The sequence below is a fragment of the Lentzea sp. NPDC036949 genome (genome assembly GCF_055608075.1).
This window is the reverse complement of the sequence record NZ_JBVJRA010000013.1, coordinates 1-24,469: the sequence shown is the minus strand read 5'-3', so window position 1 is coordinate 24,469 and position 24,469 is coordinate 1. Positions and strand designations below refer to the sequence as shown.

The window sequence follows — 24,469 nt, the reverse complement described above, 5'->3', positions numbered from 1 at the left end:
ATGGCTTACTCCGGAACGATCGTGCCGCTGGTGACCCCGCTCGACGACAGCGGGCAGGTGGACACCGACAGCGTCGCGCGGCTCGTGGAGTCGGTGCGGGGCAACGTGAACGGGCTGATGCCCACGCTGAGCTCCGGCGAGGGCTGGCTGCTCGACACCCGGCAGTGGACCGACATGGTGAGCGCGACCGTCGAGCACTCCGGTGGGTTGCCGGTGCTGGCCGGCGTTCAGCTGCCCGACACCGAGTCGGTGGTCGAGCGGTCGCGGCTGGCCGAACGGCTCGGCGTGTCGGCGGTGGTGGTCACCACGCCGTTCCGCGCGGACATCAGCCAGGACGAGATCTTCCAGCACTACCGGGAGGTCTCCGAGGCGCTCGACGTCGGACTCTTCCTCTACAACGAGAAAGCCGTGTCCGGCAACAGCATCGAGCCCGCGACGCTGCGGCGCGTCTGCACGCAGCTGCCGAACGTCGTCGGCGTCAAGGAGTCCAGCGGCTCCGCGGAGCTGACCCGCGCGCTGGTCGCCGAGTGCCCCGGCCTGCCGGTGTTCGAGGGCTGGGAGAACCTGCTGCTGGAGGCGCGGGGCGTCGCGGGCTTCATCGGCCCGCTCGCCAACCTGGAGCCGAAGGTGTGCACGGAGATGCTCGCCGAGCCCACGCAGGAGCGGCAGGACGAGATCAACGCGCTGTGCGAGAAGTACGGCGTGTTCGAGGACGACTGGTACCGCCACGTCAAGACGGCCCTGCGCGAGCGCGGGATCATCAAGACAGACCGGGTGGTGGGCACATGAGCGACCAGCGGCAGCTCTACGTGCACAACCGCTCGGTCCTCGACCTCGGCGCCTACGCCGACCTGCTCGACATCGAGAGCCGCTGGGTCGTGCCCAAGGCCGCGGAGCTGGAGGCGGCGGCGCCGTCGTTCGGCCACCGCCGTGAGCTGCTGGAGGCGATCGAGGCGTTCCTCAAGGAGGAGGAGGCCGCCGGTCCGTCCGAGCACGAGCGGTTCCTCGCCGAGGAGGCCACGCTGGACCAGTTCCGCGTGGTGGTGCGGGAGTTCGCCGTCGACGGGCTGGTGGAGTCCCAGTCGCACCTGGGAATCCTGCCGCGGCTGCCGAACAAGGCGCGGATGGCCGTGCTGCGCGTGCTGATCGACGAGTTCGGCTGTGGCAACGACGAGCAGGAGCACTCGGCGCTGTACGGCAAGCTGGTGGCCGAGCTCGGCATGCCGACCGACCTCGACTGGTACGTGGAGCGGGTCGGCGACGAGAGCTTCGCCTACGTCAACCTGTTCCACTGGCTCGCCGAACGGGCGCCCGCGCCGGAGTACTTCCTCGGCGCCTACACCTACTTCGAGTCGAGCGTGCTGTACGCGTTCCGGTGCTACGCGCAGGCGTGCGACCGGCTGGGGGTCGTCAACCGCAGGTACTACGACGAGCACCTCTACATCGACGCCTACCACAGCAGGCAGATGCAGGCGTCGATCAAGGCGCTGGCCGACGAGCGGCCGGTCGACCTCGCGAAGGTGTGGACCGGCGTGACGCTGACCAGCGCGGTCGTGGCCGAGGCGACCGAGGCCGCGATCGACAGGGCGAGGGCGGCATGAGCGCCGAACCCGTGGTGCGCCAGCTCGCGGAGGACCTGATCCTGGTGGAGGTCGCGGGCAGGCGGATCCTCACCGAGTCCGCCTGCCCGCACCGCCGCGGCCGGCTGCGCTACGGCTACGTCAACGGCCGCACGCTGCGCATCACCTGCCCGCTGCACCTCTCGTCGTTCGACCTCACCACCGGCAGGCAGGTCACTGGGCCACCGTGCCGCGAGCTCGTGGTGGCACCGCTGGCGGAGGGCGCCGAGGTGCCCGACCCGGACACCGCCCGCGCGCTGCTGGCAGCGGCGGAGGAGGCCCGATGAGCACTCCGCAGAAGGTCGTGGTGGAGACCCGCGGCGTGGACGTCGTCCCGGACGAGGAGCGGACGTCGTCGCCGGGGGAGTTCTTCTGGATCTGGAACTCCGCGCAGTTCTCGCTGGGCACCGTCGTGCTCGGCTCGGTGCCGGTGGCGTTCGGGCTCGGCTGGTGGGCGAGCATCAGCTCGTTGCTGATCGGGCTGCTGATCGGCACGGTCGTGGTCGCGCCGCTGGTGCGGTTCGGCAAGGCCACCGGCGCCAACGACCCGGTGTCGAGCGGCGCCCACTTCGGCGTGCGCGGGCGGGTCATCGGCAACGTCATCACGGTCTGCGCGGCGATCGGGTTCTTCTCGATCGCCGTGTGGACCGGCGCGACCGCGATCCTGTTCGCCGGGCAACGCCTGCTCGGCACGCCCGCGGACGGTGCGGCGCTCGCCGTGGTCGCACCGGTCGTGGCGGTGGTCGTGGTGCTCGTCGCGGTGTACGGCCACGCGGTGCTGCTGGCCACCTACCGGGTGATGACGATCATCGGTGCCGCGGTGCTGCTGGGGCTCGTCGTGGTGCTGCTGCCGGAGTTCGACCCCGGGTACGCCGGCGGTGCGTACGCGCTCGGCGACTTCACCAGGACGTGGCTGCTCGCGGTCACGTTCAGCGCGACGGTGCCGATCTCGTACTCGACCTTCCAGGGCGACTACAGCCGCTACCTGCCGAGGTCGGTGAGCGACCGGACCGCCGTGTGGTGGAACGGTTCCGCGATGTACCTGAGCAACGCGGTGGCGCTGGGCGTGGGCGCGTTCGTCACCACGCTGCTGACCGATCCCGGTAAGCCGTGGATCATCGGTGTGGCCGGTGTGGTGCCGGCGTGGTTCGCGGTCGTCGTGGTGGCCTACGGGCTCGCGGGCACCCTGCCGCAGGGTGGCCTGTGCATCTACGCGGCGGGCCTGTCGGCGCAGTCGATCTTCTGGCGGCTGTCCCGGCCGGTGGCGACGGTCCTGGTGTCGGTGGTCGGCGTCAGCGCGCTGTACGTGGGCGCGGTGGTGTACGACGCGATCGACTCGATCTCGGCGTTCGTGCTGGTGCTGCTGGTGTTCGTGGCGCCGTGGGCCGCGATCATGCTGGTGGGCTACCGGCAGCACGGTGGCCGCTACTCGGCCGCGGACCTGCTCGCGTTCACCTCCGCCGGCCAGGGCCGCTACTGGTACACCGGCGGGTTCAACCTCCGCGCGGTGTGCGCGTTCGTGCCGTCCGTCCTGCTGGGACTGCTGTTCGTCGGCAACACCCTCTACACCGGCCCGCTCGCGGGGCTGGCGGGCGGGATCGACCTGAGCGCGGTGGTCCCGTTCGTGGTCGCCGCGGTCCTGTACGACGTGCTGTGCCGCCTGTTCCCGGAAAGGGTTCTCGCGCATGCCGACTGACCCGCGGCTCCCGTCGAGCCACGACACGATCACGGTCTTCACCGACCTCAACTGCTCCTTCGCCCACCTGGCCGTGTACCGGTTGCACGAGGCACGGCGCAGGCTGGGGCTGGAGGGCCGGATCTGGTTCGACCACCGGGCCTTCCCGCTGGAGCTGTTCAACCGCACGGTCAACGAACGCCCCGGTGTCGACTCCGAGGTGTCCGTGATCGGCGCGCTGGAACCGGACGCGGGCTGGCGGCTGTGGCAGGGACCGGACTGGACGTACCCGGTCACGATGCTGCCGCCGCTGGAGGCGGTGCAGGCCGCGAAGGCCCAGGGCTGGCACGCCTCCGAACAGCTCGACCTGGCGCTGCGCCGGGCGTTCTGGGCGGAGGGCCGCTGCATCTCCCTGCGCCACGAGATCCTCGACATCGCCGGGTCGACCGGTGTCGTGGACGTCGGCGAACTGGCTCGCGCGCTCGACGACGGCCGTGCCCGTGCGGACGTCATGAGCCAGTACGAGGCCGCGAAGGACGGGCGGGTGAACTGCAGCCCGCACGTGTTCCTGCACGACGGGACGAACCTCGCGAACCCCGGCATCCGCACCCGCTGGGTCAACGGCGGGTTCGGCACCGGGTTCCCGGTGATCGACGCCGACGACCCGTCGGTCTACACCGATCTGCTCGACCGCGCCGCCGGGTTGTCGACGGCCGCCTGACACGCCCCGGTCGCGCCGGCGCCGCCGCCGCGACCGGGAGCGGATCACCACCGGTGCCGTCCCGACAACGGCGCCGGTGCCGAGGTGTGGCCGGGCACGGCCTGGCTGTGCCCACGCCCGGCCACACCGAAGCGACCGGCCTCAGCCGGTCGCGCGCACCGCTCGTTCGTCCTCCCACCGCCGCGCCACGAGCACCGCCGCCCGCTCGGCGACCGCCAGCACGGACGCACTCGGGGGTGCGGCGACGACCGTCGGCATGACGGAGGCGTCCACGACCCGCAGCCCGCCGGTCCCGTACACGCGCAGCTGCGGGTCGACGACCGCGCCGATCGCGCACGTCCCGGCGAAGTGCAGGAACGTCCCGGTCACCCGCCGCACGTACGCCCGCAGCTCCTCGTCGGACGTGACGCCCGCACCGGGCAGGTGCTCGCCGATCCGCCACCGGGACAACGCGGCCGCCTCGCCCACCTCCCTGGCCCGCCGCAGCCCCGTCACCATGAGGTCGAGGTCGCGCGGGTCGCGGTAGTGGCCGGGGTCGACCAGCGGCACCTCGTGCGGATCGGCGGTCGCGAGCCGCACCGAACCCCGGCTGTGCGGGCGCTGCAACGAGAACATGACGGAGAAGCCGTTGTCCGGCTTGCCGTGCGGCAACGCGAAGTGCGTGAACACCAGCCGCAGGTCCGGGTCCGCGACGGGGTCGCTGCGCAGCAGCACCTGCGGTGTGTCGGGCACCCGCCCGTCGTCGGCGGAGACGCGCGACGTGAACGTGACGTGGCCGAAGGGGTGGTCCTGGAGGTTCTCCCCGACGCCGGGCAGGTCGCGCACGACGTCGATCCCCAGCTCCCGCAACCGGTTCGCCGGTCCGACACCGGACAGCAGCAGCAACTGCGCCGACCCGACCGCACCGGCGGCGAGCAGGACCTCGCGCGAGGCGAACGCGATGCGCGGGCGGCCGTCGACCACGTGCTCGACGCCGGTGCAGCGCCGTCCGGCGAAGAGCAGCTGCCGGGCGCGGGCACCGGTGAGGACGGTGAGGTTGGGGCGGCGCAGCGGTTTCAGGTAGGCGGCGAACGGGCTCTGCGGGGTGAAGCCGACGAGGTTGACCTCGGTGCGCGCCACGCCTTCCGCGACCCGGCCGTTGCCGTCGGCGGTGAACGGCGCACCGACCTCTTCCGCCGCGCGGTAGCAGGCGTCGTAGAACGAGCCGGGCTCGGCCATCGGCGCCGGTGACACGACCACCGGGCCACCGCGACCGCGCCACCGCGGGTCCATGCCCGCGGCGTGCTCGGCGCGTTTGAGGTGCGGCAGCAGGGTCTGGAAGTTCCAGCCGGTGGCCCCGGCCGCCTCCCACGCGTCGTAGCTGGAGCGGTGCGCGCGGACGTGAGCCGTGGGCGTGTCCGGGGTGTCGTGGTGGCCGGCTTCGAGCAGCAGGACCGTGTGCGCCGGGTTCTCCGACAGGCGCGCGGCCAGCACGCAGCCCGCCGTGCCACCGCCGACGACGACGAAGTCGTAGTCGCTCATCGCCGCGCTCCTCGACCGGAAACGGGCATGGCGAACAGGGCCAACAGCGTGGCTGGCATCGGTGCTCCCTGGGGTTCGTCGACCGGCCGGCTGGCGGCCCGACGCCACCCACACGGACAGCGGGCCGCGGCGGTTCAGCAGAACCCCGGAAATTTTTTCCGGGAGGTCAGCTCCCGGCGAACACCTCGGTGAACGCCCTCAGCGCGGGGCTGTCCCGCTGCCGGTCGAACACCGCGAACACCACCTCGTCGAAGAAGCGGCACTCCCGCAGCGCGTCGTGGAACGCCCGTGCCACGGTCGCCGGGTCGTTGGCGAACACACCGCAGCCCCACGCGCCCAGGACGAGCCGCCGGTGGCCATGGGTGGCCGCGACGTGCAGCACCCGGACCGCGCGCCGGCGCAGCTGCCCGGGAACGGCCGGCGCGCGTTCGGGCTGCGTGCGCAGGATCGCGCCCAGGTTCGGCGCGGCCGCGGTGAGGAACGACACCGGGTACGGCCGCGGCAGGAGCTCACCGCGGTCGTCGCGGAACACCGGCACGCCCGGCGAGTGGATGACCCGGTCGCTGTAGGACAGGTCGTCGTGCGCGCGGTGGTGGGCGTAGAAGTCGCCGGCCGCCAGCAGGCACGGGTACAGCGCCGACGCCCGCGCGACGCTCTCCTCCTGGGCCTGCGCGCCGTTCAGGAAACCACCGCCGGGGTTGCGGGCGGAGGCGAACACCAGCGCCGCGACGTCCCCGCCCAGCCGCCGGGTCGCCACCAGCGTCGACTCGGCGGTGACCTCGACGCGCGGCGGACCGCCCTGCTCGGGCAGCGGCACGACGTCTTCGGGGACGTACAACCGCGTTCCGCTGACCGCCGGGGCGACGTCGACCGGCACGGTTCCCGCCGCGGTGCGGTAAGAACCGCTCTGCGCGATGGCCACGGTCTCGTGGGCGATCGCTCTCAGCCTTGTGCTCATGATGAGCCGATTGTGGCCGCACGGTTTCCGCGCGGCCAAGCGAGTTTCAGCCGGTGCGCGCGTAGTGCTCGGCGACCGCGGCGAACGCCGCCTTGGGTTCCCACGACCCGTCCTCGCGGACCTTCACGATGCCCGGGCTCGCCATGTCGAGGTCGCGCCGCGGGTCACCGGGGCGGTGCGGGAAGTCGTTGAGCGCGAACAGGTACACGAACGCGCTGTCGACCCGTTCCACCTCGAGGACCGCCAGCACCTCGCGCAGGTACCGCGCCTGTTCGTCCTCATCGCGCTCGTAACCGGCCTTGATCCCCACCGGCCGCCCGTCCCGGTCGTGCTCGACGATCTCCATGCTGCGCGGCGCGACCGCACCCGACCCGCGCCACGCCGCCGTGCCGAACCCGGTGATCGCGACCGGTTTCCCCTGCGCCACAACGGACCGGATGCCCTCGGCGTACCGGTCGGCGACCTCGGCCGAGCGGATCAGCTCCAGTGACACGACGTCGAACAGGTCCCAGTCGACCCGTTCGAACGGGATGGCCGCATAGGTGACCCGCCCGTGGAACACCTCGCGCACCCTCGTCACCGCGTCCGCCAGGAACTCGTTCAGCCGGGTGGCCGCCTCCGCCATCCGCGCGGGGTTCCCCAGCAGCTGCCCGACGCGGTCCAGGACGTCGTCACCGGGGGTGAACCCGCGGTTCATGATGCTCAGCTCGACACCGGTCACGAACACGACCTCGGCGCCGTCCGCGCGCACCCGTTCCGCCCGCTCGGCGCAGTCGGCGAGCAACGCGGTGAGCTGCTGCGCCGTCAGCTCCAGCGGGTACGGCGAGAACCAGACCTCCAGTCCCAGCTCGGCCGCCCACCGGGCAGCCCGCTCCAGCCGGTCCGGGTCGCCGCCGACCAGGTGCACGGCGGTGCAGTGCAGCTCGTCGCGGATGACCCGCAGGTCACGCCGCACCGCCTCCGGGTCGAACACCGGCAACGAGTTCTCCCCCTTCAGCACGAACCCCGTGCTGTACGCGATTCCCCTGCCCCGCATGGCCGTTCTCCTCCGCGTCGGTCGACGCCGCCGAGAGTAGCCGCCATTCTTGCGTACGCGCAACTTTGCGTGTTCGCATGAAACACCAGCCGAGGAAGGCCAGCCCGAGCCACACGTAGGCGTTGCCGGCGAGGTGCTGCCACCACGTCCACCGCAGCTCGCGATCGGCCTCCTTGGGCAGCCACCAGTGCACGCCGGCCGCGAAGAGCAGCACGACCGCGACGCGCACCCGGCCGTGCAGCAGCGGGACCGCGAGCGCGACCCACGCCCAGTGGTGCGACCAGGACACCGGCGAGACCAGCAGGCCGGTGACGGCGACCGCCACCACGGCGGTCAGGTCGTCCCGCAACCGCGGCAGCACGAGCAGCAGCACCGCGACCACCGCCGCGCACAGCACGACCCACAGCGACTCCGGTGCCTGCGCCCGCACCAGCAGCCCGCGCAGCGACTGGTTCGCCGTGTACGCGAGGCCGCCGACGCGCTGCGGGTCGAGCACGGCGTCGAACCAGAACCGCCGCGACTCCCCCGGCGCCAGCACCCAGCCGACGGCAGCGCAGCCCGCGAACGCCGCCACGGCGGTCGCCACCGCGCGCCACCGCCCGCGGCACAGGAAGAACAGCACGAAGACCGCCGGCGTCAGCTTCACCGCGGCGGCGAGCCCGACCAGCAGCCCGCGCGGCCACGGGGTGCGCGGCAGCAGGCAGTCCAGGGCGACCAGGCCCAGCAGCACGAGGTTGACCTGCCCGAGGTCGAGCCCGCCGCGCACCGGTTCCAGCAGCAGGCACGCCGCCGCCAGCCCGAACCCGGCCCGCGGCACGGTGCCCGGCGCGGCCGCCCGGCTCACCGCGACCTGGCACGCGAGCGTGAACAGCACGATCCCGGCCGCCGCCCACGCCACCGCGGCGACCACGAGCGGCAGCGGTGCCAGCAGGCCGAAGAGAGCGGCGGCGAACGGCGGGTAGGTGAACGGCAACCCCCGCGGGCCGGGGAAGTCCGGTCCGTAGAGGCCCTCGCCCGACCACAGCGCCTCCCCGCCCGCGAGGTACACCCGCAGGTCCAGCGAACCGCCGTGGGGAACGCGTGCCGCCACCCACACCAGCACCCCGGTCGCGACCGCCGCCCACACCCAGCGGAGGTCGATCCGCACCACCCACCGGGGAACCACCTGATCCAGCACCGCCCGCGCCCTCCCGCCGTCCGACGTGGACGAGCGTGCCGATCACCGGCACCCGGCCGGATCGGTCGGCGGGCCGGGAAAAGTCGTGCTTTCAGACGGCAACCCGGGCGGAGGTCGGTCGTTCGGCCGAGGCAGGGGCCGTCCGCCGCTGGTGCGACACTTGCGCACCATGAAGCGATTAGCCGCACTCCTGCCGGCCCTGCTCCTGCTCCAGGCGGCGCCCGCCCTCGCGGCGGACACCCCGTACGCGATGATCCACTCGCCGAGCACGGGCACCTCGGTACCGCTCAACACCCCGCTGGTGCTCGCCGGTGGCGCGGTCAACGGCGAGTCCGGCGGCGTCACCACCGTCGAGTTCTCCTCCGACGGGGTCAACTGGACCTCGCTCGACGCGCGCACCGAGACGTGGTCGACGGTGCTGTTCCCGAGCGTTCCCGGCCCGGTCACGATCTGGGCGCGCGCCCGCACCGCCTCGGCGCTCGGCGCGGTCACCGCCTCGACCACCATCCACGTCGGCGGCAGCACCACCCCGCCGCTGCACGGCGACACCAAGCTGGTCCTGCCGCCGCAGCCGGGCCATCCGGCCGAGCTCGACCCCGACCTCGCCGCCGTCGAGCTCGGCCTGCGCACCCGGTTCGACCGCGCGGGCTCGGTCCCGGCCGTCGTCCTGCGCCGGGGCGGCTACACCGGTCCCGTGACCGCACGGGTCTGGGGACCGGACGGCACGCTGCTCGCGCAGCAGGCCGCGCCCGGTGCCGCGCACTCGCAGCGGATCACCTTCGTCACCCCGGTCCCGGTGCAGCCGGGCGTCGACTACGTCGTCTCCTACTACACACCGGCCGGCGGGTACGTCGCCTCCGAGGGCTACTTCCTCGGCGGCGTGGCGAACGCGCCGTTCTACGCCGGGGTGGAGGCCGGGGTCTACCGCTACGGCGAGGGCGGCGGCTTCCCCACCGAGACGTGGAACGCGAGCAACTACTGGATCGAGCCGATCTTCCGGCCGTGAGCGCAGGCGCCGGTCGCCCGGCGGTGCCGCACCTCGTCGGTACCGCCGGTCAGGTCGAGCAGGCGCACCAGCGGCGCCTCCTCGGCCCGCAGCCGTTCGTCGAGGCGGGCGCCGTGCCAGCGCTGACGCAGCAACCGGTCGTGCGACGCCACGACCACCGCGCCGGGGTAGTCCGCGAGCGCCGCCTCCAGCTCCTCCACCAGCGCGGGCGACAGGTGGTTCGTCGGCTCGTCGAGCAGCAGCACGTCCCACTCGGCCCGCAAGAGCCGCGCCAGCGCGAGCCTCCGCCGTTGCCCCACCGACAGCGCGCCCACCGGGGTCGCGAAGTCGTCCTCCCGGAACAACCCCAGCGCCGCCAGCTCGCCGGCGTCACCGCCGAAGGCCGCCAGCACCGGCTGTCGTGGTTGTGCGACAACGGTTTCCTGCGGCAGGTAGCCGACCGCACCGTGCCGCTCGACCGTGCCGCTGTCCGGTCGCAGCACCCCGGCGAGCACGTCGAGCAACGTCGACTTGCCCGCACCGTTCGGCCCGGTCACCAGCAGCCGCTGCCCCGCGTCGACGGTCAGCTCCGCCAGCGCCAGCCGCTCGCCGACCACCACGTCCCGCAGCTCCAGCACCGCGCCCTCGCGCACCGCCGCGTCGAGCGGAGCGTTGAGGTGCAACGGGTCCGGTGGCCTCGGCACGGGTGCGGCGCGCAACCGCTCCAGCCGTTCGGAGGCGCTGCGCACCCGTGTCCGGACGGACGCCTGCACCCGCCGCCCGTCGCCGTTGTACTTGCACTTGTTGTGGTCGGGGATCGGGCGGCCGGGCGCGACCCGGTGCGCTGTCGTGCCACGCCACCGCGTCCAGTGGCCGACCTCGCCCGTCCACTCCGCGTACGCCTGCTCCCACCGCTGCCGCGCGGCCCTGCGTTCGGCGAGGTAGCCCGCGTACCCGGCGCCGTAGCGGGCGGTGGTCCGCCGGTCGCCGTCGACCTCGACGATCGTGGTGGCCACCCGTTCCAGCAGCAGCCGGTCGTGCGTCACCACGACCACCGTGCCGCGGTGGGCCAGCAGCCGTTTCTCCAGCCACCGCAACGCTTCCCCGTCGAGGTGGTTGGTCGGCTCGTCCAGCAGCAACAGCTCCGGTTCCGCCGACAGCACGCCCGCGAGCGCGAGCCGGGCCCGTTGCCCGCCGGACACCGCGCCGAGCTCGCGGTCCCGGCCGATCCCGCCGACCCCGAGCGCCGACATGGCCGCCTCGACCCGCGCGTCGGCCGTGTACCCGCCGCGCAGCTCGAACGCCGTGAGCAGGTCGCCGTACTCCGCGAGCCGCTGCTCCCGCGCCGCGACCGCGATCCGCCGTTCCAGCGACCGGAGGTCGGCCAGCGCGGAGTCGACGGCGTCGCCCACGGTCGCGCCGGGCGGCAGGTCGAGCACCTGCCCGAGGTGCCCGACGCCCTGCGCCACCACGGTGACCTCGCCTTCGTCCGGGGTGTCCACCCCGGCGGCCAGCCGCAGCAACGTCGACTTGCCCGACCCGTTCTCACCGACGACGCCGACCCGCTCGCCCGGCCTGACCGTGAGCGAAACGTCGTCGAACACCCGCCGGTGGGCGAAGCTCTTGCTGATCTTCTTCAGCGTCAACTGACCTGACATGACACCACCCACTACCGAGAGGAGGAAGTTCGGATGCACGGATGTGGTGTCAGAAGATCATGTGGTCAAGGCTCCCATACGGTGTACGAGAGCGCAACCGCACACCGGTCCTCGTACCCGGCGAGCCGGTTTCGTCCGTGGCGCTCGGCCGGTCGTTCCTGTGGACAGTGCTGTTCGGCAGGCCATGACGCGAGTCCACACAGGACCTCGAACCGCCTGCCGGACAACGGTGTCCGGCAGGCGGAAACCGGACCGGTCGCCACCTGCGAAAGTAGGGTCCACAGCCTGCTGACGTAGGTGATCCGGACCACTTCCGCGCAGTATCGTCAGGGAGGTGAAAGCCGCCGGCGACCTGGCACTGGTGCTGCTCGTCGCAGCCCTGGGCACGTGGCGCGAGCTGACCGCGCCCGCACACCTGGTGGCCGCCCCGACCGCCGCCTACCTGGCGGTGCACCTGCTCGCCGCCGCCGCGCTGTGGTGGCGCCGTTCCCGCCCGCTGACCTCGGCCACGGCGGTCGGGCTGCTCTGCCTGCTCGCCCCGAGCTACGCCGCGTTCCCGGTTGCCGTCACGGTCGCCACCCAGCCCCGCCGCCGCTGGGTCGCCGCCACGCTGCCCGCGGCGTGGGCGCTCGGCGCCTGGTCACCGGACCCCACCACCCCGGCCCTGCTCGTGATCGCCGCCCTCACCGGCCTGCACCAGGGCACCCAGCACCGCCTCAGCCAGGCCCAGGCCGCTCAGGCCCTGCTGCTCGAACAGGCCCGCGCCGACGAACGCACCCGCCTGGCCTCCGAGATGCACGACGTCGTCACCCACCGCCTGAAGCTGGTGGTCCTGCACGCCGGTGCCCTCCGCATGGCCGCGCGGACCGACGCCGTGCGCAGGGCCGCCGACGACCTGCGCACCGCGGGCCTGAAGGCCCTCGAAGAGCTGCGCGACCTGGTCGGCGTCCTGCGCGCGGGCCGCACCGCCCGCATCCCGGACGTCCTGCCCGACGAGCTGTCCAGCCTCGTCGCCGCCACCGGCCTCACCGTCACCCTGACCGAGCACGGCGACGCCGACACCGTCTCCCCCGCCGTCCGCCGCACGATGTACCGCGTCGTCCAGGAGTCCCTGACCAACGTCCACAAGCACGCGCCCGGCGCCGAGACCGCCATCACCGTCCACTGTGGACCGAACAGTGTCCGCGCCGTCATCCGCAACACCCCGCCCGCGACCGCCCCCGGTCCTCTGCCGACACCGGGCACCGGCCTGCTCGGCCTGCGCGGCCGCGTGGAGATGGTCGGTGGCACCCTGACCGCCGGCCCGACGTCGGACGGCGGCTACGAGGTGGACGCCGTACTACCCGCGTTCGTCCCGACCTAGCTTCACCGGCGTCTGCCTGTGCCACGGACGAGGGCTCTGGAGCGGGGCTAGAGCTCGTCGGACGCGCGGGCCGCCCGGCAGGCCAGGTGCACGGCCAGTCGCTCGTCGGCGTTCAGCAAGCTCACCCCGAGCAGCTGCTCCGCCCGGTTGATCCGCTGCGACACGGTGTTGCGGTGCACCTTCAGCCGCACCGCGGCCGACGACGTCACGGACTCCTCGTCGAGGTACACGGCGAGGGTCCGCAGCAGCTGCCCGTCCTCCACCCCCACCAGCGGTTCCAGCAGCCGGGTCGCCTGCTCGACCAGCGCCGGCGTCTCGGCCGCCATCGACAGCAGCCGCCGCACGCCGAGCTCGTCGATGTGCACGACCTTCGCCGTGCCGGTCATCGCCGCCGCCTCACGCGCCTCCGCGAGCGTCCGCCCGACACCGGCCGCCCCCGGGTGCGGCCGGCCGATGCCCGCCACCAACCGGCTCGGGCCGAGCGCGGCGGCGATCCGCGCGGTCAGCTCGCGGTGCTGCGACTGCGGTGGCTCCGAGTCGTTGGTGAGCCAGAACGACCAGCCCTCCGCACCCTCGACGAGCTGGCCGTGCAGGCCGCGGCGGGACAGCTCGACGCGCAACCGTTCGGTGTGGCCGGGGTCGTGCACACCGGGCACCGGCGGGGGCGCCACCACGTGGACGCCGGTGTGCCAGCCGTCGAGCCGCCACCCCGCGAGCACCGCCTGCTGCACCAGCAGCGGCGGCACGTGGTCACCGGCCGCGAGCAGCTCCGACAGCAGCGAGCCGCGGGAGCGGGCCCTGCGTTCGGTCTCCAGCCGTTCGGCGGCGACCCAGCTGCCCAGCGCCCAGGACGCGACCTGGCTGATCTGCAGCACCGTCTGCGCCCAGCGCCGGTTGCGTCCGCCGGCGTGCACGACGAGCCACAGGTGCACGTGACCGGTGCGGTCGGTCTCCACCGGCACGGCGGCGGCGAAGCCCTCGGCCAGCTCCACGGTCGTCGCGACCGAACCCACCAGCACGTCGGCGGGCAGGCCCGGTGGGGCCAGGCCCTCGATCGCGGTGCCGTCGGCGCTGATCACCGCGCACGTCACGTGCAGCTCGCCGGACAGGATGGTGACGACCGACCGCGGGTCGGGGCGGGACCGGCCCAGCCGCGCGGTGACGGCGACGAGCAACCGGGCCGCGACCACCTCGGGATGGCGGACCGCGGTGCGCAGCGCATCGGCCACCAGCAGCGGATCGGCGGCACCGGTCTGCAGCAGCGGCACGCCGAGCCGGTTCGCGAACGACAGCGTCGCGGCGGACGGCGGCTGGTGGGTGCCGGAGACCGGCCGCACCAGCACGACGGCCCGCACGTCCGCGCTGTAGGCCCTGCGCAGCGCCACCTCGACGAGGTACGGCTGGTTCCCGGTCAGGATCACCACGTCACCGGCGGCGCACGCCTCCACCGCGGTCAGGTCCGCCGCCAGCCGCACGTCACCGACCTCGACGTCGAGCCCACGTCCACCGGCGAGCAGAGAGGCGTCGTCGAGCACGCCGATGTCGAGCAGGTCCCGCACGGTCAGCGCGTCGGCGTCGTCGATCACCGGGCGGCCCCGAAGGGCACGTAGTCGAGGTCGTAGCCGAACGCCCGCGGTTCCACCCGGCCGAGCACGTCGCCGTGCAGCCACTGCGCCGGTGATGGGAGCGCTACCACGTCGACCACGGCGCCGAACGTGAGCCGCTCCGCCGACACCGGCGTGCCCGACTCGGCGTCGAGGCAGCAGAGCAGGTCGGGCGTCGTCACGAGGGTCTCGCCGTCGGCCAGCGCGGCCAGGTACTCGCCCTGCATCTCCAGGCGCACGTAGGCGTCGTCGTCGTCCAGCAGCCGCAGCGCCGCCGTCCCGCGCGGGAAGTCACCGCTCGACTCGCGCCAGACCTCGACGACCTTCCCCCGTGCCACCAGGAACCCGCCCGACTCCGCGGCCCTGTCGGCGACGGGTGCGGTCCGGTGCGACCAGATCTCCCCCAGCCGCAACGCCCGCATCAGCGAGCCCGTCACGCCCGCGCCGAGCGCGTCCCCGAGCCGCAACGGCTTCGCCACCATCATCGCCCAGCCGCCGAAGTCGACCATGACCGTGCGCGCGAGCTTCTCGATGCCGGTCGCGTCGAGCACGGCCCGGTTGCCGCCGGGTTCGGTGATGGCCAACGGGGTCGTGGGCAGCCCGGCCGCGTCGTAGGTCGTCTGGTCGATCCGTGGGAACGCTCTCCCCATCCCGTCCACGTCGACGTACGGCAGGCCCAGCCGCGCGGCCAGGATGAGCGGCAGCAGGCCGTTGCACCCGCCGACCTCCCACCCGATCACGGCGGTCACGGCTGTGTCGTCGTGACCCCGCAACGCCTTGAGCGCCTCCTCCGCCTCCCGGCCGGACGGCAGCTTCTCGATCACCACCGACGGCGCACCGATCAGCCCGACCCGCGCGCCGTGCCCGTCCGGGTCCGCCTCCTCCGGCGACAGGACGGTGACCGGGCCGCTCTCCCGCAACTGCTGGCGCAACATGGCCGCGAAGGCGTGCGTCTCGCGTTCCCCGCCGCCCCCACCGCTGCCGAGCACGACCACGCCCAGCGCGAGCCGGTCGACCTCGTCGGGCTGGAGCAGGTGCATGCGCGGAACAGTAGTGCCGCGCCGTGCGGGCGAGAAGCTCCCGCGACGGCGCGTCCGGGGCGGTCAGGCCGGTCCGAGCGGCTCGTACCCGTGCGGGTAGCCGAACGCCGACGGGCCCACCAGCGCAAGCCCCTCCGGCGTCCGCCAGCGCGGGTGGCACGGCGCTCCCACGACGACCACGCGCTGCCCGTACCGCAGCCGCTCGCCGGGGACCGGTTCGCCGTCGGCCTCCAGCACGCAGATCAGGTCGGGCACGGACGCCACCACCACGTCGTCGAGGGTGGCCACGAGGTGCTCGTTCTGGAACGCGAGCCGGAAGCGCGACCCGTCGTGCGCGCCGGACCCCTCCAGCAGCGCCTCGCCCCTGGCGAAGCCGGGGTCGTTCTCCCGCAGCACGCCGGCCACCTTGCCGGTGAACAGCACCCGCCCGCCGAGGTGGTCCGCCACGGCCGCGCACGGGTCGGCGTGGTCGCGCCGCGCCTGCTCGACGAGCCGCCCGAGCCGGGCCGCGCGGGTCAGCGTGCGCGGGATGACGGTGCCGCGGGCCTGCGCACCGGACATCGGGAAGCTGCACAGGACCGCCGTGCAGCCCATCCTGACCGCCGCCGAGCGCGCGAGCCGTTCGGCCCAGTGGTTGTCGAGCACGTCGAGGACGACCGAGTTGCCCTTCTCGTCCGCGACCGCGAGCGGCTTGGCCTGCACGCCGTCGAGCGTGCACACCACCATCTGCACCATCGGGAACGCGCGGCCCATGCAGTCCGCGTCCAGCACCGGCAGCCCGAGCGCGGCGGCGACCGGGAACGGCGCCAGCGAGTTCATCCCGCCGACCTCGATCGGCAGCACGTGCGTGATCGGGCGGCCCAGCTCCCGTTGCAGGGTCCGGAAAGCCGTCACCGCCTCGGTGCCGGAGGGCAGCTTCTCGACCATCACGGTCGGGGCGCCGATCATGCCGATGCCGGCCACCAGCGCGTCGTCGGGCACCTCGTGCGGCTCGACCGCGAGCACCGGCCCGTGCTCCCGCAGCGCCTGTTCCGCCACGAGCCGCCCGATGTAGGGGTCGCCACCGCCGCCCGCGCCCAGGATCGCCGCGCCACGGGCGAGGTACCGCAGCTCCTCGACTCCGATCTCACGCACGGGCCCTCCTCGGCAGGCCCTCCAGCACGAGATCGCCCACGGCCCGCGCGCGCACTCTGCTCGCGTTGCCCGGCAGGTAGGCCAACGGGATCTCCTCGACCTCCACGATCCGCACGGTGTCCGCCTTCGCGCCCGCGGCCACCGCCTTGTCCACGGCCTCCTGCCTGGCCGCGTCGAGCACGTCGCCGCGCCGTGCCGGGTCGATCGTGAACACGCGGTCCACCTCGCCGCCGACCTGCGCGATCGCCGCGCCGATGGCGTTGGCGAACCCGTGGTGCTCCGGCCGGACGAGCTCGCTGACACCGGCGAGCTCCTCCGGCACCAGGACGCTGCCGCCCCCGACCAGCACGACCGGCACCGGCGTCGGGCTCGCGCGCATCCGGTCGACCAGCCCGGTGATGCGCTCGCCGGCGTGGCCGAGCACCGCGGTCACCAGCGAGCGGTCCAGGTGGCGCACGAGCGAGGCGTCGCCGATGTCCGCGCGCCCGGCGGCGACGGCGACGTCCGTGGCCGTCAGCGTGTCACCGCCGAACACCAGGGCCTTCTGCGCCAACCGGAATCCGACGCTGTCCGGTCCGACGAGGACGCCGTCGCGTTCCCGCACGACGCTGCCGCCGCCGAGGCCGACCGACAGCACGTCGGGCATCCGGAAGTTCGTGCGCACCCCGCTGATCTGCACCTGGGAGGAGGCCTCGCGCGGGAAACCGTTGTGCAGCACGCCGACGTCGGTCGTGGTGCCGCCGACGTCGACCACCACGCACTCGTCCAGCCCGGACAGGAACGCGCCGCCGCGCATCGAGTTCGTCGGCCCGGAGGAGAAGGTGGCGACCGGGTAGCAGCGTGCGTGCTCCAGGTCCATCAGCGTGCCGTCGTTCTGGCTGAGGAAGAGCGGCGCGTCGATGCCCTGTGCCGCCAACGACTCCACGAGCCCGTCGGCGATCTGCGCGGCGAGCTCGCGCAGCGCGGCGTTGATGATCGTCGCGTTCTCCCGCTCCAGCAGGCCGAGCCGGCCGAGCTCGTGGGAGAAGCTGACCACCAGGTCCGGCACCTCGGCGGTGAGGACCTCCGCCGCCTGGCGTTCGAGGTCGCCGTCGACGAGCGAGAACACCGAGGAGATCGCGACCGACCGCACGCCCTTCGCGGCGATGTCGGCGGCCACCGCGCGCAGCTCGTCGTGGTCGAGCGGCGAGATCAGCCGGCCGTCGTACTCGTACCCGCCGTGGCACAGGTAGGCGTGCCCGCCGATCACCCGCCGCAGCCGGTCCGGCCAGTCGACGAACGGCGGAAGTGCTTTCGTGGCGGGAAGTCCGAGCCGCACGGCCGCGGTCTGCGCGAGGCCCCTGCCCTCGACGAGGGCGTTGACGAAGTGCGTGGTCCCGATCATGACCGCCCGCACGGCCGCGGGTTCGAACGCGCACGCCGCCCGCAGCCCGCCGACCGCGGCGACGATGCCGGTGGTGACGTCGGCGGTCGTGGTTCTCTTGCACTCGGCCAGGACGCGGCGTCCGTCAACGAGAACGGCATCGGTGTTCGTGCCGCCGACGTCGATACCGATGTGCATGTACGAACCCCTCAGACAGCGGTCGCTTCCCCGGCCACCCTACGGTTCGTGGCACGCCTGCACCGCATGCGCAGCAGGTCCAACCGGCCAGCTGAGACGTAGAGCGCGAACGCGAGCAGGAGCGCGTTCACACTGGGCTGGCCGAACGGGACGAGCTCGCCGACGACGGCGGAGGCGGGCCAGATGACCACGGTCGCGGGCACCCACGACGGCGCCGACCTGGGCACGCGCGGCCGGGTGGAGATGATCTCGTTGCGCCACCGCCGCACCACGTAGTACTCGGCGATCATGATCCCGGCGACCGGCGGGAACACCACGCCGAGCAGCACCAGGAAGTGCGTGAACTGGTGCAGGATTCCCGCTGCGGCCAGGAAGCTGCCCGCGCAGCCGGCCACGACGGTCACCTGCGCCCGGCTGATCCGCCGGTCGAACACCGCGTCGAAGAAGTTGCCGAGCCCGAGCGAGGCGGAGCGGAGGTTCCAGTCGTTGACCTTCAGCACCACCGCGACGACGACCAGCACGCCGACCCAGCCGCCCGACCGGCTGACCGCGCCCATGACGTCGGTGGTGCCGAGCCCGTGCGCGAGGAGCACGCCCGCGCACCCGGCGACCCACTGCCCGGCCGTGACGCCGAGGACGGTCTGCTTCACCACGTCCGCCGTGGACCGGTTGAACCTGGTGGTGTCCGGCGCGATCGCGGCACCGAGGACGAAGCTGCCGACGACCAGCGTGACCGCGGTCGGCAGGCCGATCCCCGGTCCCGGCGCCGGTGCCGCCACCGCCGCGGGGACGTCGGCGACGTTCGCGTGCACGACCCAGAAGACGAGGAGGAGATAGGCGGGCACGGTCAGGTAGGCCGTCCACGCCCTCCACCGCACGCCGAAAGCGGCGATGACGGTGACCGCGAGCCCGAACACCAGCGACCACACCGGCGCCGGCAGTCCCGCGACCCCGGCGAGCGCCACCCCGGCGAGCCCCGTCTGCACCCCGAACCACCCGGTGGCGGCGAGTGCGACGACCAGCCCGAGCACGGCCGACCCGGCGTGCCCGAACCCGGTCCAGCGGCTGAGGACCGCCGTGGGGAGCCCTTCGCGTTGCCCGATCACGCCGACCGCGATGGCGAGGACGTTGAGCAGCACGGCGCCGATCGTCAGCGCGAGGAACGCGTCCCAGAACTCCATGCCGAACCCGAGGGTCGCGCCCAGCAGCAACTGGCTCAGCGCGGAAGTCTGCCCGAAGCGCTGGGTCGCGACCGACAACCACGGGTGCCGCGCCTGGTCAGGGACACGGGTGAGGGTCTGGTCGTCATGTCCGAGAAGAGCGGCCATGATCGTCCCTCCGCCCTGTGATCGACAACTCGGACAGTAATGGCGGAGTCACGATCGAGCTACAGACAATCTGCACAGTCGGCCGAACCAGCACGTTGCGATTCGCACAGCCCTAATTCATGGCGAGCCCGATGCGCCTGCGCGCCACCAGCCGCGTGTGGTGCACGTCCGCGCTCACCGCGAGCCCCGGCCGCCGTTCGAACCGGTCGTAGCTGCGGGAAAGCAGCCAGTGCGCCGCTTCCGGTGGAATCGCCTGGAGCCGCACCTGCTCCTCCACCCGCGCCAGCGTCTCCTGCACCTGCCGCGTCAGGAACGCGTGCCGCGTGAGGCTCCCGCTGATTTCGTCGATCATGAAAACCATGGCGTGCGGCTCGTCGTCATAGGCATAGGTGCACATCAGTGCGAGATAGCCCGCGTCGATCGAGCGGTCCCCGATCCAGCACTCCCCGAACACGAGCCGCCCGAGGTCCCACGGCGGCCGTTCCTGCTCCCGCGCAGCCTCCCGCGCCCACGCCCCGACCCGTCCCGGCACCAGGTGCCCCAGCGCCGTGAGCAACGCCCCGCTGCGCCGGCTGGGCAGGTCGGCCAGGTGCCGGACGACGACCTCCCAGAACTGCTCGTCGTGCGCCACCGCCCCCACCGCGGCACTGACCCGCAGCTCGACCTCCAACGGGTCCGTGAGCTGCGGCAACGGCCGTCCGACGGCCACCACCGCCTGCTGCACCGGGTTCAGCCTCGTCCGCACGGCCGGAGGTTAGCCCGATCGGCGCAACAGCACGCCGTTGTTGCTCCCCGGCGCCCCCTGGTTCACCACATCGTGATCACCGCGCGCAGCCCGTCGACCAGCACGTCCCCCGGAACCTCGAACCGCACCCCGCCCTGCGCGCCGATCACCACCACGACCGGTTCCGCGACCGCGTCGGCGACCACCGCCAGCTCGACCCCGCTGAACCGCTGCCAGTGCGGCGGCCAGTCCGGCGGCACCGCCTTCTCCGACGCGAACGCGTCGATGACGTTCCCGCGCATCACCACGTGCTCCCGCGCCCTGCGCGCCGGGTCCGCGGGCAGCACCAGCTCGGCGGCCAGCACCGCGTCGACCAGCTCCCGCTTCTCCGCCCGCCCGTGCTGCACGAGGTACATCAACGACTCCAGGTCGTTGTCGAAGACCAGCTCCTTCGCCCGGTACCGCGGGTTCGGCACGTACTGCCCGGTGATCTCCCCGCGTTCGTCGACGAGGTAGCGCCCGACCACCGCCTCGGCCACGACCCGGTCGTACGCGGGATCCACCACGTGCAACCAGTTGTTGGGCACGAGCCGCGCCCGTTCCCGCATCTCCCTCGTCACCAGCGGCATGAACATGCACGCATTGTGCCGAACCGTGCGCGGAGAGTCGTGAGGAATGAGAACATCCGAACCGTGACCGACCCGTACGAGTACCTCGCGTCCTTCGAACAGCGCCTCGCCCAGGCCCAGGAACAGGCCACCGCGATCCAGACCGCGTTCCGCGACTCCCGCACCGAAGCCCACAGCCCCGACGGCTCGGTCGCCGTCACCGTCGGCTCCGGCGGCCGCATCGAGTCCCTGCACCTCACCCCGCGCGCCGACGACCTCGGCCACACCACCCTGGCCCGCACCATCATGGACACCATCCGCCGGGCCCAGGTCGAAGCCGCCCGCAAGATCGAGACCACCCTCCAGCCCGTCCTCGGCGACGGCGAGGGCATGGCCTTCCTGCGCGAACAGATCGACCGGGGCATCGCCGTGATCGACCCGGCGGGCACCGTCTCCGAACCACCCGGCCGCCCTGCCCCGCCGCAGGGCGACGACGACGACTTCGGCGGGAACTCGGTGCTGCGATGACCGGAGGATTCGCCGCCCGGTCCGATGCGATCGCCGCGCACGGCAAGCAGTTGGTCAACGCCGTCGCGCCGTCGCTGCAGGAGGTCGTGACGGCCTCCCAGACCAGTCTCGGCCCGAACGTGATGGGCGAGCTCTGCCAGGCCTACGCGTTCATCTTCAACGACGAGCTGGACAAGGCGAAGCAGCTGGTCGGCCTGCTGCCCGCCGTCGTGGAGGCGACCGGCGACCAGCTCGGCAAGACCGCGGAGCTCTACCAGAACACCGACACCGGCAACGCAGGCTCGTTGGAAGGGCTGCACCAGTGAGCGAACCGCTGATCGCGAAGGTCCAGGACGACACGAAGGGGCTCACCGGGGCAGGCCCGTTCGACTCCCTCGAGGACGTGGCGCGCGACGTCGTCCTGCCGTTCCAGGAGGGGAAGGGCCTGGACCCGACGGCACTCGGCATCGACGCCGCCGCGACCGTGATGGACGTGGCCGGCCTGATGGCCGACCCGCTGGGCACCCTGGCCGCGTCGGTCGTCGGCTGGATCATCGAGAACGTCGACTTCGTCCGCGAGCCGTTCGACAAGCTGGCAGGTGACCCACCCGCCATCGAGGCCGCCGCGACCACCTGGGAGAACATCGCCAAGCGCCTCGGCGAGGAGAGGGACGGGTACCAGACCCAGCTCTCCTCCCTCGGTGGCTGGACCGGTCCCGCCGCGGACACCTACCGGATGCGCTGCTCCGTGCTCATCGGCAGCCTCCACCAGACGTCCGAAGCGGCGGCGGCGGTGGCGAACAAGATCAAGGTCGCGGGCGTCTGCGTGGCCGCGACGAGGACCCTGGTCCGCGACCTGATCGCCGAGCTCGCCGGCACCCTCCTGGCCTGGGGCATTCCCGCCGCCGCGGCAGCCGTTCCCACCGCGGGCGCCTCGGTCGCCGCCTTCATCACCCGCGCGGTGACGAAGGCGATCTCCATCGGCACCAAGATCATGAAGTTCCTGACGAAGCTGTTCAAGGCGCTCGACAAGCTCGGCGGACTCGCCAAGGCCGCCGGCGACGTCATGCGCAAGAAGGCCGACGAGCTGGCCGCCCTCGGCAAGTCGATGCCGAACTCGCCCTTTGGCAACCAACGCGCCGGGGAACTCGCGCACGACGCCGCGACGCGGACCTCCCGCGCCGACGGCCTCGACGAGCTCGGCGACAACCTGACCGACGCCGGCACCCGGATTCGCGAGTCCGCCGACAACGCCATGACCAGGGTGGACGACTGGGCGCAGCGCACCAGCCAGAAGGTCGACGACTGGGCAGCCCGCGTGAAGGAGAACGGTCCCAGCCGCAAGCAGGCGATCAAGGACTACTACGAGCGAATGAACCAGCCACCCCTGAGCACACGCCGTGACGACCTGCCCGACCCGCGGACAGCGGTGCAGAACGCGGGTGACCGCATCGACGCACCGCTCAGCAAGGGCCTGCTCGACGGCCAGAACTGGGTCCGCGCCGTTTCGAGCCGCGACATCAGCCACCTCATGCCGAACTGGGGCGACCTGATCGCTCCCACCAAGGAAGGCATGAAGGAGCACAACAACATGTTCGTCGCCGACGACAAGCAGAAGTGGGATGAGAAGGACCGCAGGTGACGAAGTACCGCAAACGCAGCTTCGCCCTCGCGTGGCTCGTCTTCTGCCTTTACGGCGCGGCGTTCCTCGGCAGCTACTGGGCTGACGCGAGCGACGAGGGCAAAGCGGTCGCAACAGCGGACGACATCCAGTGCTCCCGCAACTGGTTCCTGCTCGGCACCCGCTGGAGCTGCTCGGCGACCGTGACCGACGCGGACGGCGCGCAGTACCGCTTCACCAGCGACTCGTCCCTGCTGACCCCGGCGGACATCGGCACCGAGGTCGCGATGGAGAAGTTCACCTCGAAGAAGTCGCCACCGACCTTCACCACCGCACGGGCCGAGTTCGCCCCGATGCCGTGGAACCTCGTCGGCACGCTGGCCTTCATCGCCCTCGGCATCGCCGGCCTCGTCGTGCTGTGGCCACGTGACCGCCTCGGCTGGCCGAAGACCCGCGAGGCACGTCTCGCTGAAGCCCGCCGCCTCCGCGCGCAATGGCCGAAGAACCTCGCTATCGGCGCGCTGGGGCTCTACGGCGCGTTCTTCGTGCACGGCGTCTTCGTCGCCTCGCACATCGACGACAACGGCATCGTCGCCCTTCCCACCGACGGCACCGGCGTCGTCCAGTCCTGCGGCCGCGACTGGCGCTATCTCGGCGCGGTTCGGCGCTGCACCGTCGACGTCACCTCGAAGACCGGTGCCAGGACCACGGAGTCGATCACCTGGTTCACTCCCGGTGACCGCGGTGAGCAAAAGCCGGTGACGCTGGTGGACGGCGCCTGGGAAGCCGTCGACCAGCCCTACGAGAACCGGTTCGCCAAGGCGTTCACGGGGCTCCTGCTCCTCGTCGGCACGGTGGTCGCCAAGCCGCTGACCAACCTCCAGATGGCCCGGCGCCTGGAGAACACCGCCCCAGAACGCGACGCGCTGAACCAGAGATTCCTGTTGTGATCAGGAGAATCAACGGCGAAGCGGCCTACGGCGTAGAAATGCAGGGGCACGCGCAGGACATCCGAACCACGTACTTCTCACGATTGACGATCTGTCTCGACGAAGCGGATCGGCTCGGACACGACGCGTGCTGCATCATCAAGATCCGCGAGGCGTTTCAGCAAGTGCGCGGTCGACGTCGGTATACAACTGTGCGTATTCGATCAACATCGCCGCGCGTCACGTAGCTGGCTACCCCAGAACCATCACCTGGGTCTGCTGCACGGATTGGTGACATCTGAGTTGGCTAGCCGTGAGGCTGGCCTGGGAGGATGTCGCTGTGCCCAAGCCCTACCCCCAGGAGTTCCGCGACGATGTCGTGCGGGTCGCCCGTGACCGCGAGCCCGGCGTGACCGTCGAGCAGATCGCAAAGGACTTCGGGGTGCACCCGATGACCTTGTTCAAGTGGCTGCGCCAGGCCGAGGTCGACGAAGGCGCCAAGCCCGGTGTGAGCCGCGGCGACTCGGCCGAACTGCGCGAGGCTCGCAAGCGGATCAAGCTGCTGGAGCAGGAGAACGAGGTCCTGCGCCGGGCGACGGCGTATCTGTCGCAGGCGAACCTGCCGGGAAAAGGCTCTACCCGCTCGTGAACGAGCTCGCCGCGGACGGGATCCCGGTCGCGGTGACGTGCCGGGTACTCG

Annotated in this window: 23 protein-coding genes and 1 pseudogene; 12 read left to right on the top strand and 12 right to left on the bottom strand. The window is 72.4% G+C overall.

Features of this window, described 5'->3' with window-relative positions:
- Genes ACZ7CD_RS30840 through ACZ7CD_RS30820 form a run of 5 tightly spaced genes read left to right on the top strand, consistent with a single transcriptional unit; the run spans position 1 to position 4,015 of the window.
- Positions 1–789: a dihydrodipicolinate synthase family protein gene (locus ACZ7CD_RS30840; RefSeq protein WP_360400735.1), complete on the top strand. Its 789-nt coding sequence runs from the start codon at positions 1–3 to the stop codon at positions 787–789.
- On the top strand, positions 786–1,601 hold the full coding sequence (locus ACZ7CD_RS30835) for an iron-containing redox enzyme family protein (RefSeq protein WP_360400732.1): 816 nt from the start codon (positions 786–788) through the stop codon (positions 1,599–1,601). The genes ACZ7CD_RS30840 and ACZ7CD_RS30835 overlap by 4 nt, the downstream gene beginning before the upstream one ends.
- On the top strand, positions 1,598–1,906 hold the full coding sequence (locus ACZ7CD_RS30830) for a Rieske (2Fe-2S) protein (RefSeq protein ID WP_360400729.1): 309 nt from the start codon (positions 1,598–1,600) through the stop codon (positions 1,904–1,906). The genes ACZ7CD_RS30835 and ACZ7CD_RS30830 overlap by 4 nt, the downstream gene beginning before the upstream one ends.
- Positions 1,903–3,315 carry a purine-cytosine permease family protein gene (locus ACZ7CD_RS30825; RefSeq protein WP_360400726.1) on the top strand — a complete coding sequence of 471 codons (1,413 nt, stop codon included), beginning with the start codon at positions 1,903–1,905 and terminating at the stop codon, positions 3,313–3,315. Before ACZ7CD_RS30830 ends, ACZ7CD_RS30825 begins: the two co-directional genes overlap by 4 nt.
- The gene (locus ACZ7CD_RS30820) at positions 3,305–4,015 is read left to right on the top strand and encodes a DsbA family oxidoreductase (RefSeq protein ID WP_360400723.1); all 711 of its coding nucleotides are present in this window, start codon (positions 3,305–3,307) and stop codon (positions 4,013–4,015) included. The genes ACZ7CD_RS30825 and ACZ7CD_RS30820 overlap by 11 nt, the downstream gene beginning before the upstream one ends.
- Positions 4,016–4,156: 141 nt before the next feature.
- Here the strand turns inward: ACZ7CD_RS30820 and ACZ7CD_RS30815 are convergent, their stop codons facing one another.
- From ACZ7CD_RS30815 to ACZ7CD_RS30800, 4 genes are all read right to left on the bottom strand, one after another.
- Positions 4,157–5,536, bottom strand: a complete 1,380-nt coding sequence (locus ACZ7CD_RS30815; protein WP_470380262.1) for a GMC family oxidoreductase — start codon at positions 5,534–5,536, stop codon at positions 4,157–4,159.
- A 166-nt stretch (positions 5,537–5,702) separates the two neighbouring features.
- Positions 5,703–6,494 (bottom strand): TIGR02452 family protein, encoded by a 792-nt coding sequence (locus ACZ7CD_RS30810; protein WP_360400717.1) that lies wholly within the window; start codon positions 6,492–6,494, stop codon positions 5,703–5,705.
- Positions 6,495–6,540: 46 nt separating this feature from the next.
- Positions 6,541–7,530, bottom strand: a complete 990-nt coding sequence (locus ACZ7CD_RS30805; protein ID WP_470380261.1) for a hypothetical protein — start codon at positions 7,528–7,530, stop codon at positions 6,541–6,543.
- On the bottom strand, positions 7,439–8,707 hold the full coding sequence (locus ACZ7CD_RS30800) for a glycosyltransferase 87 family protein (protein WP_470380260.1): 1,269 nt from the start codon (positions 8,705–8,707) through the stop codon (positions 7,439–7,441). Before ACZ7CD_RS30800 ends, ACZ7CD_RS30805 begins: the two co-directional genes overlap by 92 nt.
- A gap of 169 nt (positions 8,708–8,876) precedes the next feature.
- Between ACZ7CD_RS30800 and ACZ7CD_RS30795 the strand changes: the two genes are divergently transcribed.
- A complete protein-coding gene (locus ACZ7CD_RS30795) occupies positions 8,877–9,713 on the top strand; it encodes a DUF4082 domain-containing protein (RefSeq protein WP_470371302.1) in 837 nt (278 codons plus the stop codon).
- A gap of 101 nt (positions 9,714–9,814) precedes the next feature.
- Here the strand turns inward: ACZ7CD_RS30795 and ACZ7CD_RS30790 are convergent.
- Positions 9,815–11,350, bottom strand: a pseudogene (locus ACZ7CD_RS30790) (ABC-F family ATP-binding cassette domain-containing protein); the annotation flags it as partial.
- A gap of 334 nt (positions 11,351–11,684) precedes the next feature.
- On the opposite strand from ACZ7CD_RS30790, the gene ACZ7CD_RS30785 reads away from it, so the two are divergent.
- Positions 11,685–12,713, top strand: a complete 1,029-nt coding sequence (locus tag ACZ7CD_RS30785) for a sensor histidine kinase (RefSeq protein WP_470380259.1) — start codon at positions 11,685–11,687, stop codon at positions 12,711–12,713.
- 47 nt (positions 12,714–12,760) lie between these two features.
- On the opposite strand, the gene ACZ7CD_RS30780 is transcribed toward ACZ7CD_RS30785, so the two are convergent.
- The 7 genes from ACZ7CD_RS30780 to ACZ7CD_RS30750 form a co-directional block, all read right to left on the bottom strand.
- Positions 12,761–14,299: a helix-turn-helix domain-containing protein gene (locus tag ACZ7CD_RS30780; protein ID WP_360400699.1), complete on the bottom strand. Its 1,539-nt coding sequence runs from the start codon at positions 14,297–14,299 to the stop codon at positions 12,761–12,763.
- The gene (locus tag ACZ7CD_RS30775; protein ID WP_470380258.1) at positions 14,296–15,357 is read right to left on the bottom strand and encodes a DUF917 domain-containing protein; all 1,062 of its coding nucleotides are present in this window, start codon (positions 15,355–15,357) and stop codon (positions 14,296–14,298) included. Before ACZ7CD_RS30775 ends, ACZ7CD_RS30780 begins: the two co-directional genes overlap by 4 nt.
- Positions 15,358–15,420: 63 nt before the next feature.
- The gene (locus ACZ7CD_RS30770; protein ID WP_470380257.1) at positions 15,421–16,491 is read right to left on the bottom strand and encodes a DUF917 domain-containing protein; all 1,071 of its coding nucleotides are present in this window, start codon (positions 16,489–16,491) and stop codon (positions 15,421–15,423) included.
- Positions 16,484–18,052, bottom strand: a complete 1,569-nt coding sequence (locus ACZ7CD_RS30765; RefSeq protein ID WP_470380256.1) for a hydantoinase/oxoprolinase N-terminal domain-containing protein — start codon at positions 18,050–18,052, stop codon at positions 16,484–16,486. Before ACZ7CD_RS30765 ends, ACZ7CD_RS30770 begins: the two co-directional genes overlap by 8 nt.
- Positions 18,053–18,063: 11 nt before the next feature.
- A complete protein-coding gene (locus ACZ7CD_RS30760) occupies positions 18,064–19,380 on the bottom strand; it encodes a purine-cytosine permease family protein (protein WP_360400688.1) in 1,317 nt (438 codons plus the stop codon).
- A 112-nt stretch (positions 19,381–19,492) separates the two neighbouring features.
- On the bottom strand, positions 19,493–20,125 hold the full coding sequence (locus ACZ7CD_RS30755; protein WP_470371305.1) for a hypothetical protein: 633 nt from the start codon (positions 20,123–20,125) through the stop codon (positions 19,493–19,495).
- A 62-nt stretch (positions 20,126–20,187) separates the two neighbouring features.
- Complete coding sequence (locus tag ACZ7CD_RS30750) at positions 20,188–20,739, bottom strand: hypothetical protein (protein ID WP_360400682.1); 552 nt, start codon at positions 20,737–20,739, stop codon at positions 20,188–20,190.
- 57 nt (positions 20,740–20,796) lie between these two features.
- On the opposite strand from ACZ7CD_RS30750, the gene ACZ7CD_RS30745 reads away from it, so the two are divergent.
- The 5 genes from ACZ7CD_RS30745 to ACZ7CD_RS30725 all read left to right on the top strand — a co-directional run bounded on the left by ACZ7CD_RS30745 (position 20,797) and on the right by ACZ7CD_RS30725 (position 24,418).
- Positions 20,797–21,240 carry a YbaB/EbfC family nucleoid-associated protein gene (locus ACZ7CD_RS30745; RefSeq protein ID WP_360400679.1) on the top strand — a complete coding sequence of 148 codons (444 nt, stop codon included), beginning with the start codon at positions 20,797–20,799 and terminating at the stop codon, positions 21,238–21,240.
- A complete protein-coding gene (locus ACZ7CD_RS30740) occupies positions 21,237–21,545 on the top strand; it encodes a type VII secretion target (protein ID WP_360400676.1) in 309 nt (102 codons plus the stop codon). The genes ACZ7CD_RS30745 and ACZ7CD_RS30740 overlap by 4 nt, the downstream gene beginning before the upstream one ends.
- Positions 21,542–22,861, top strand: coding sequence for a WXG100 family type VII secretion target (locus ACZ7CD_RS30735; protein ID WP_470380255.1), 1,320 nt, complete (start codon positions 21,542–21,544; stop codon positions 22,859–22,861). Before ACZ7CD_RS30740 ends, ACZ7CD_RS30735 begins: the two co-directional genes overlap by 4 nt.
- On the top strand, positions 22,858–23,790 hold the full coding sequence (locus ACZ7CD_RS30730) for a DUF6346 domain-containing protein (protein ID WP_470380254.1): 933 nt from the start codon (positions 22,858–22,860) through the stop codon (positions 23,788–23,790). The genes ACZ7CD_RS30735 and ACZ7CD_RS30730 overlap by 4 nt, the downstream gene beginning before the upstream one ends.
- A 319-nt stretch (positions 23,791–24,109) precedes the next feature.
- Positions 24,110–24,418, top strand: a complete 309-nt coding sequence (locus ACZ7CD_RS30725; protein WP_470380253.1) for a transposase — start codon at positions 24,110–24,112, stop codon at positions 24,416–24,418.
- The last annotated feature ends 51 nt before the right edge of the window (positions 24,419–24,469 follow it).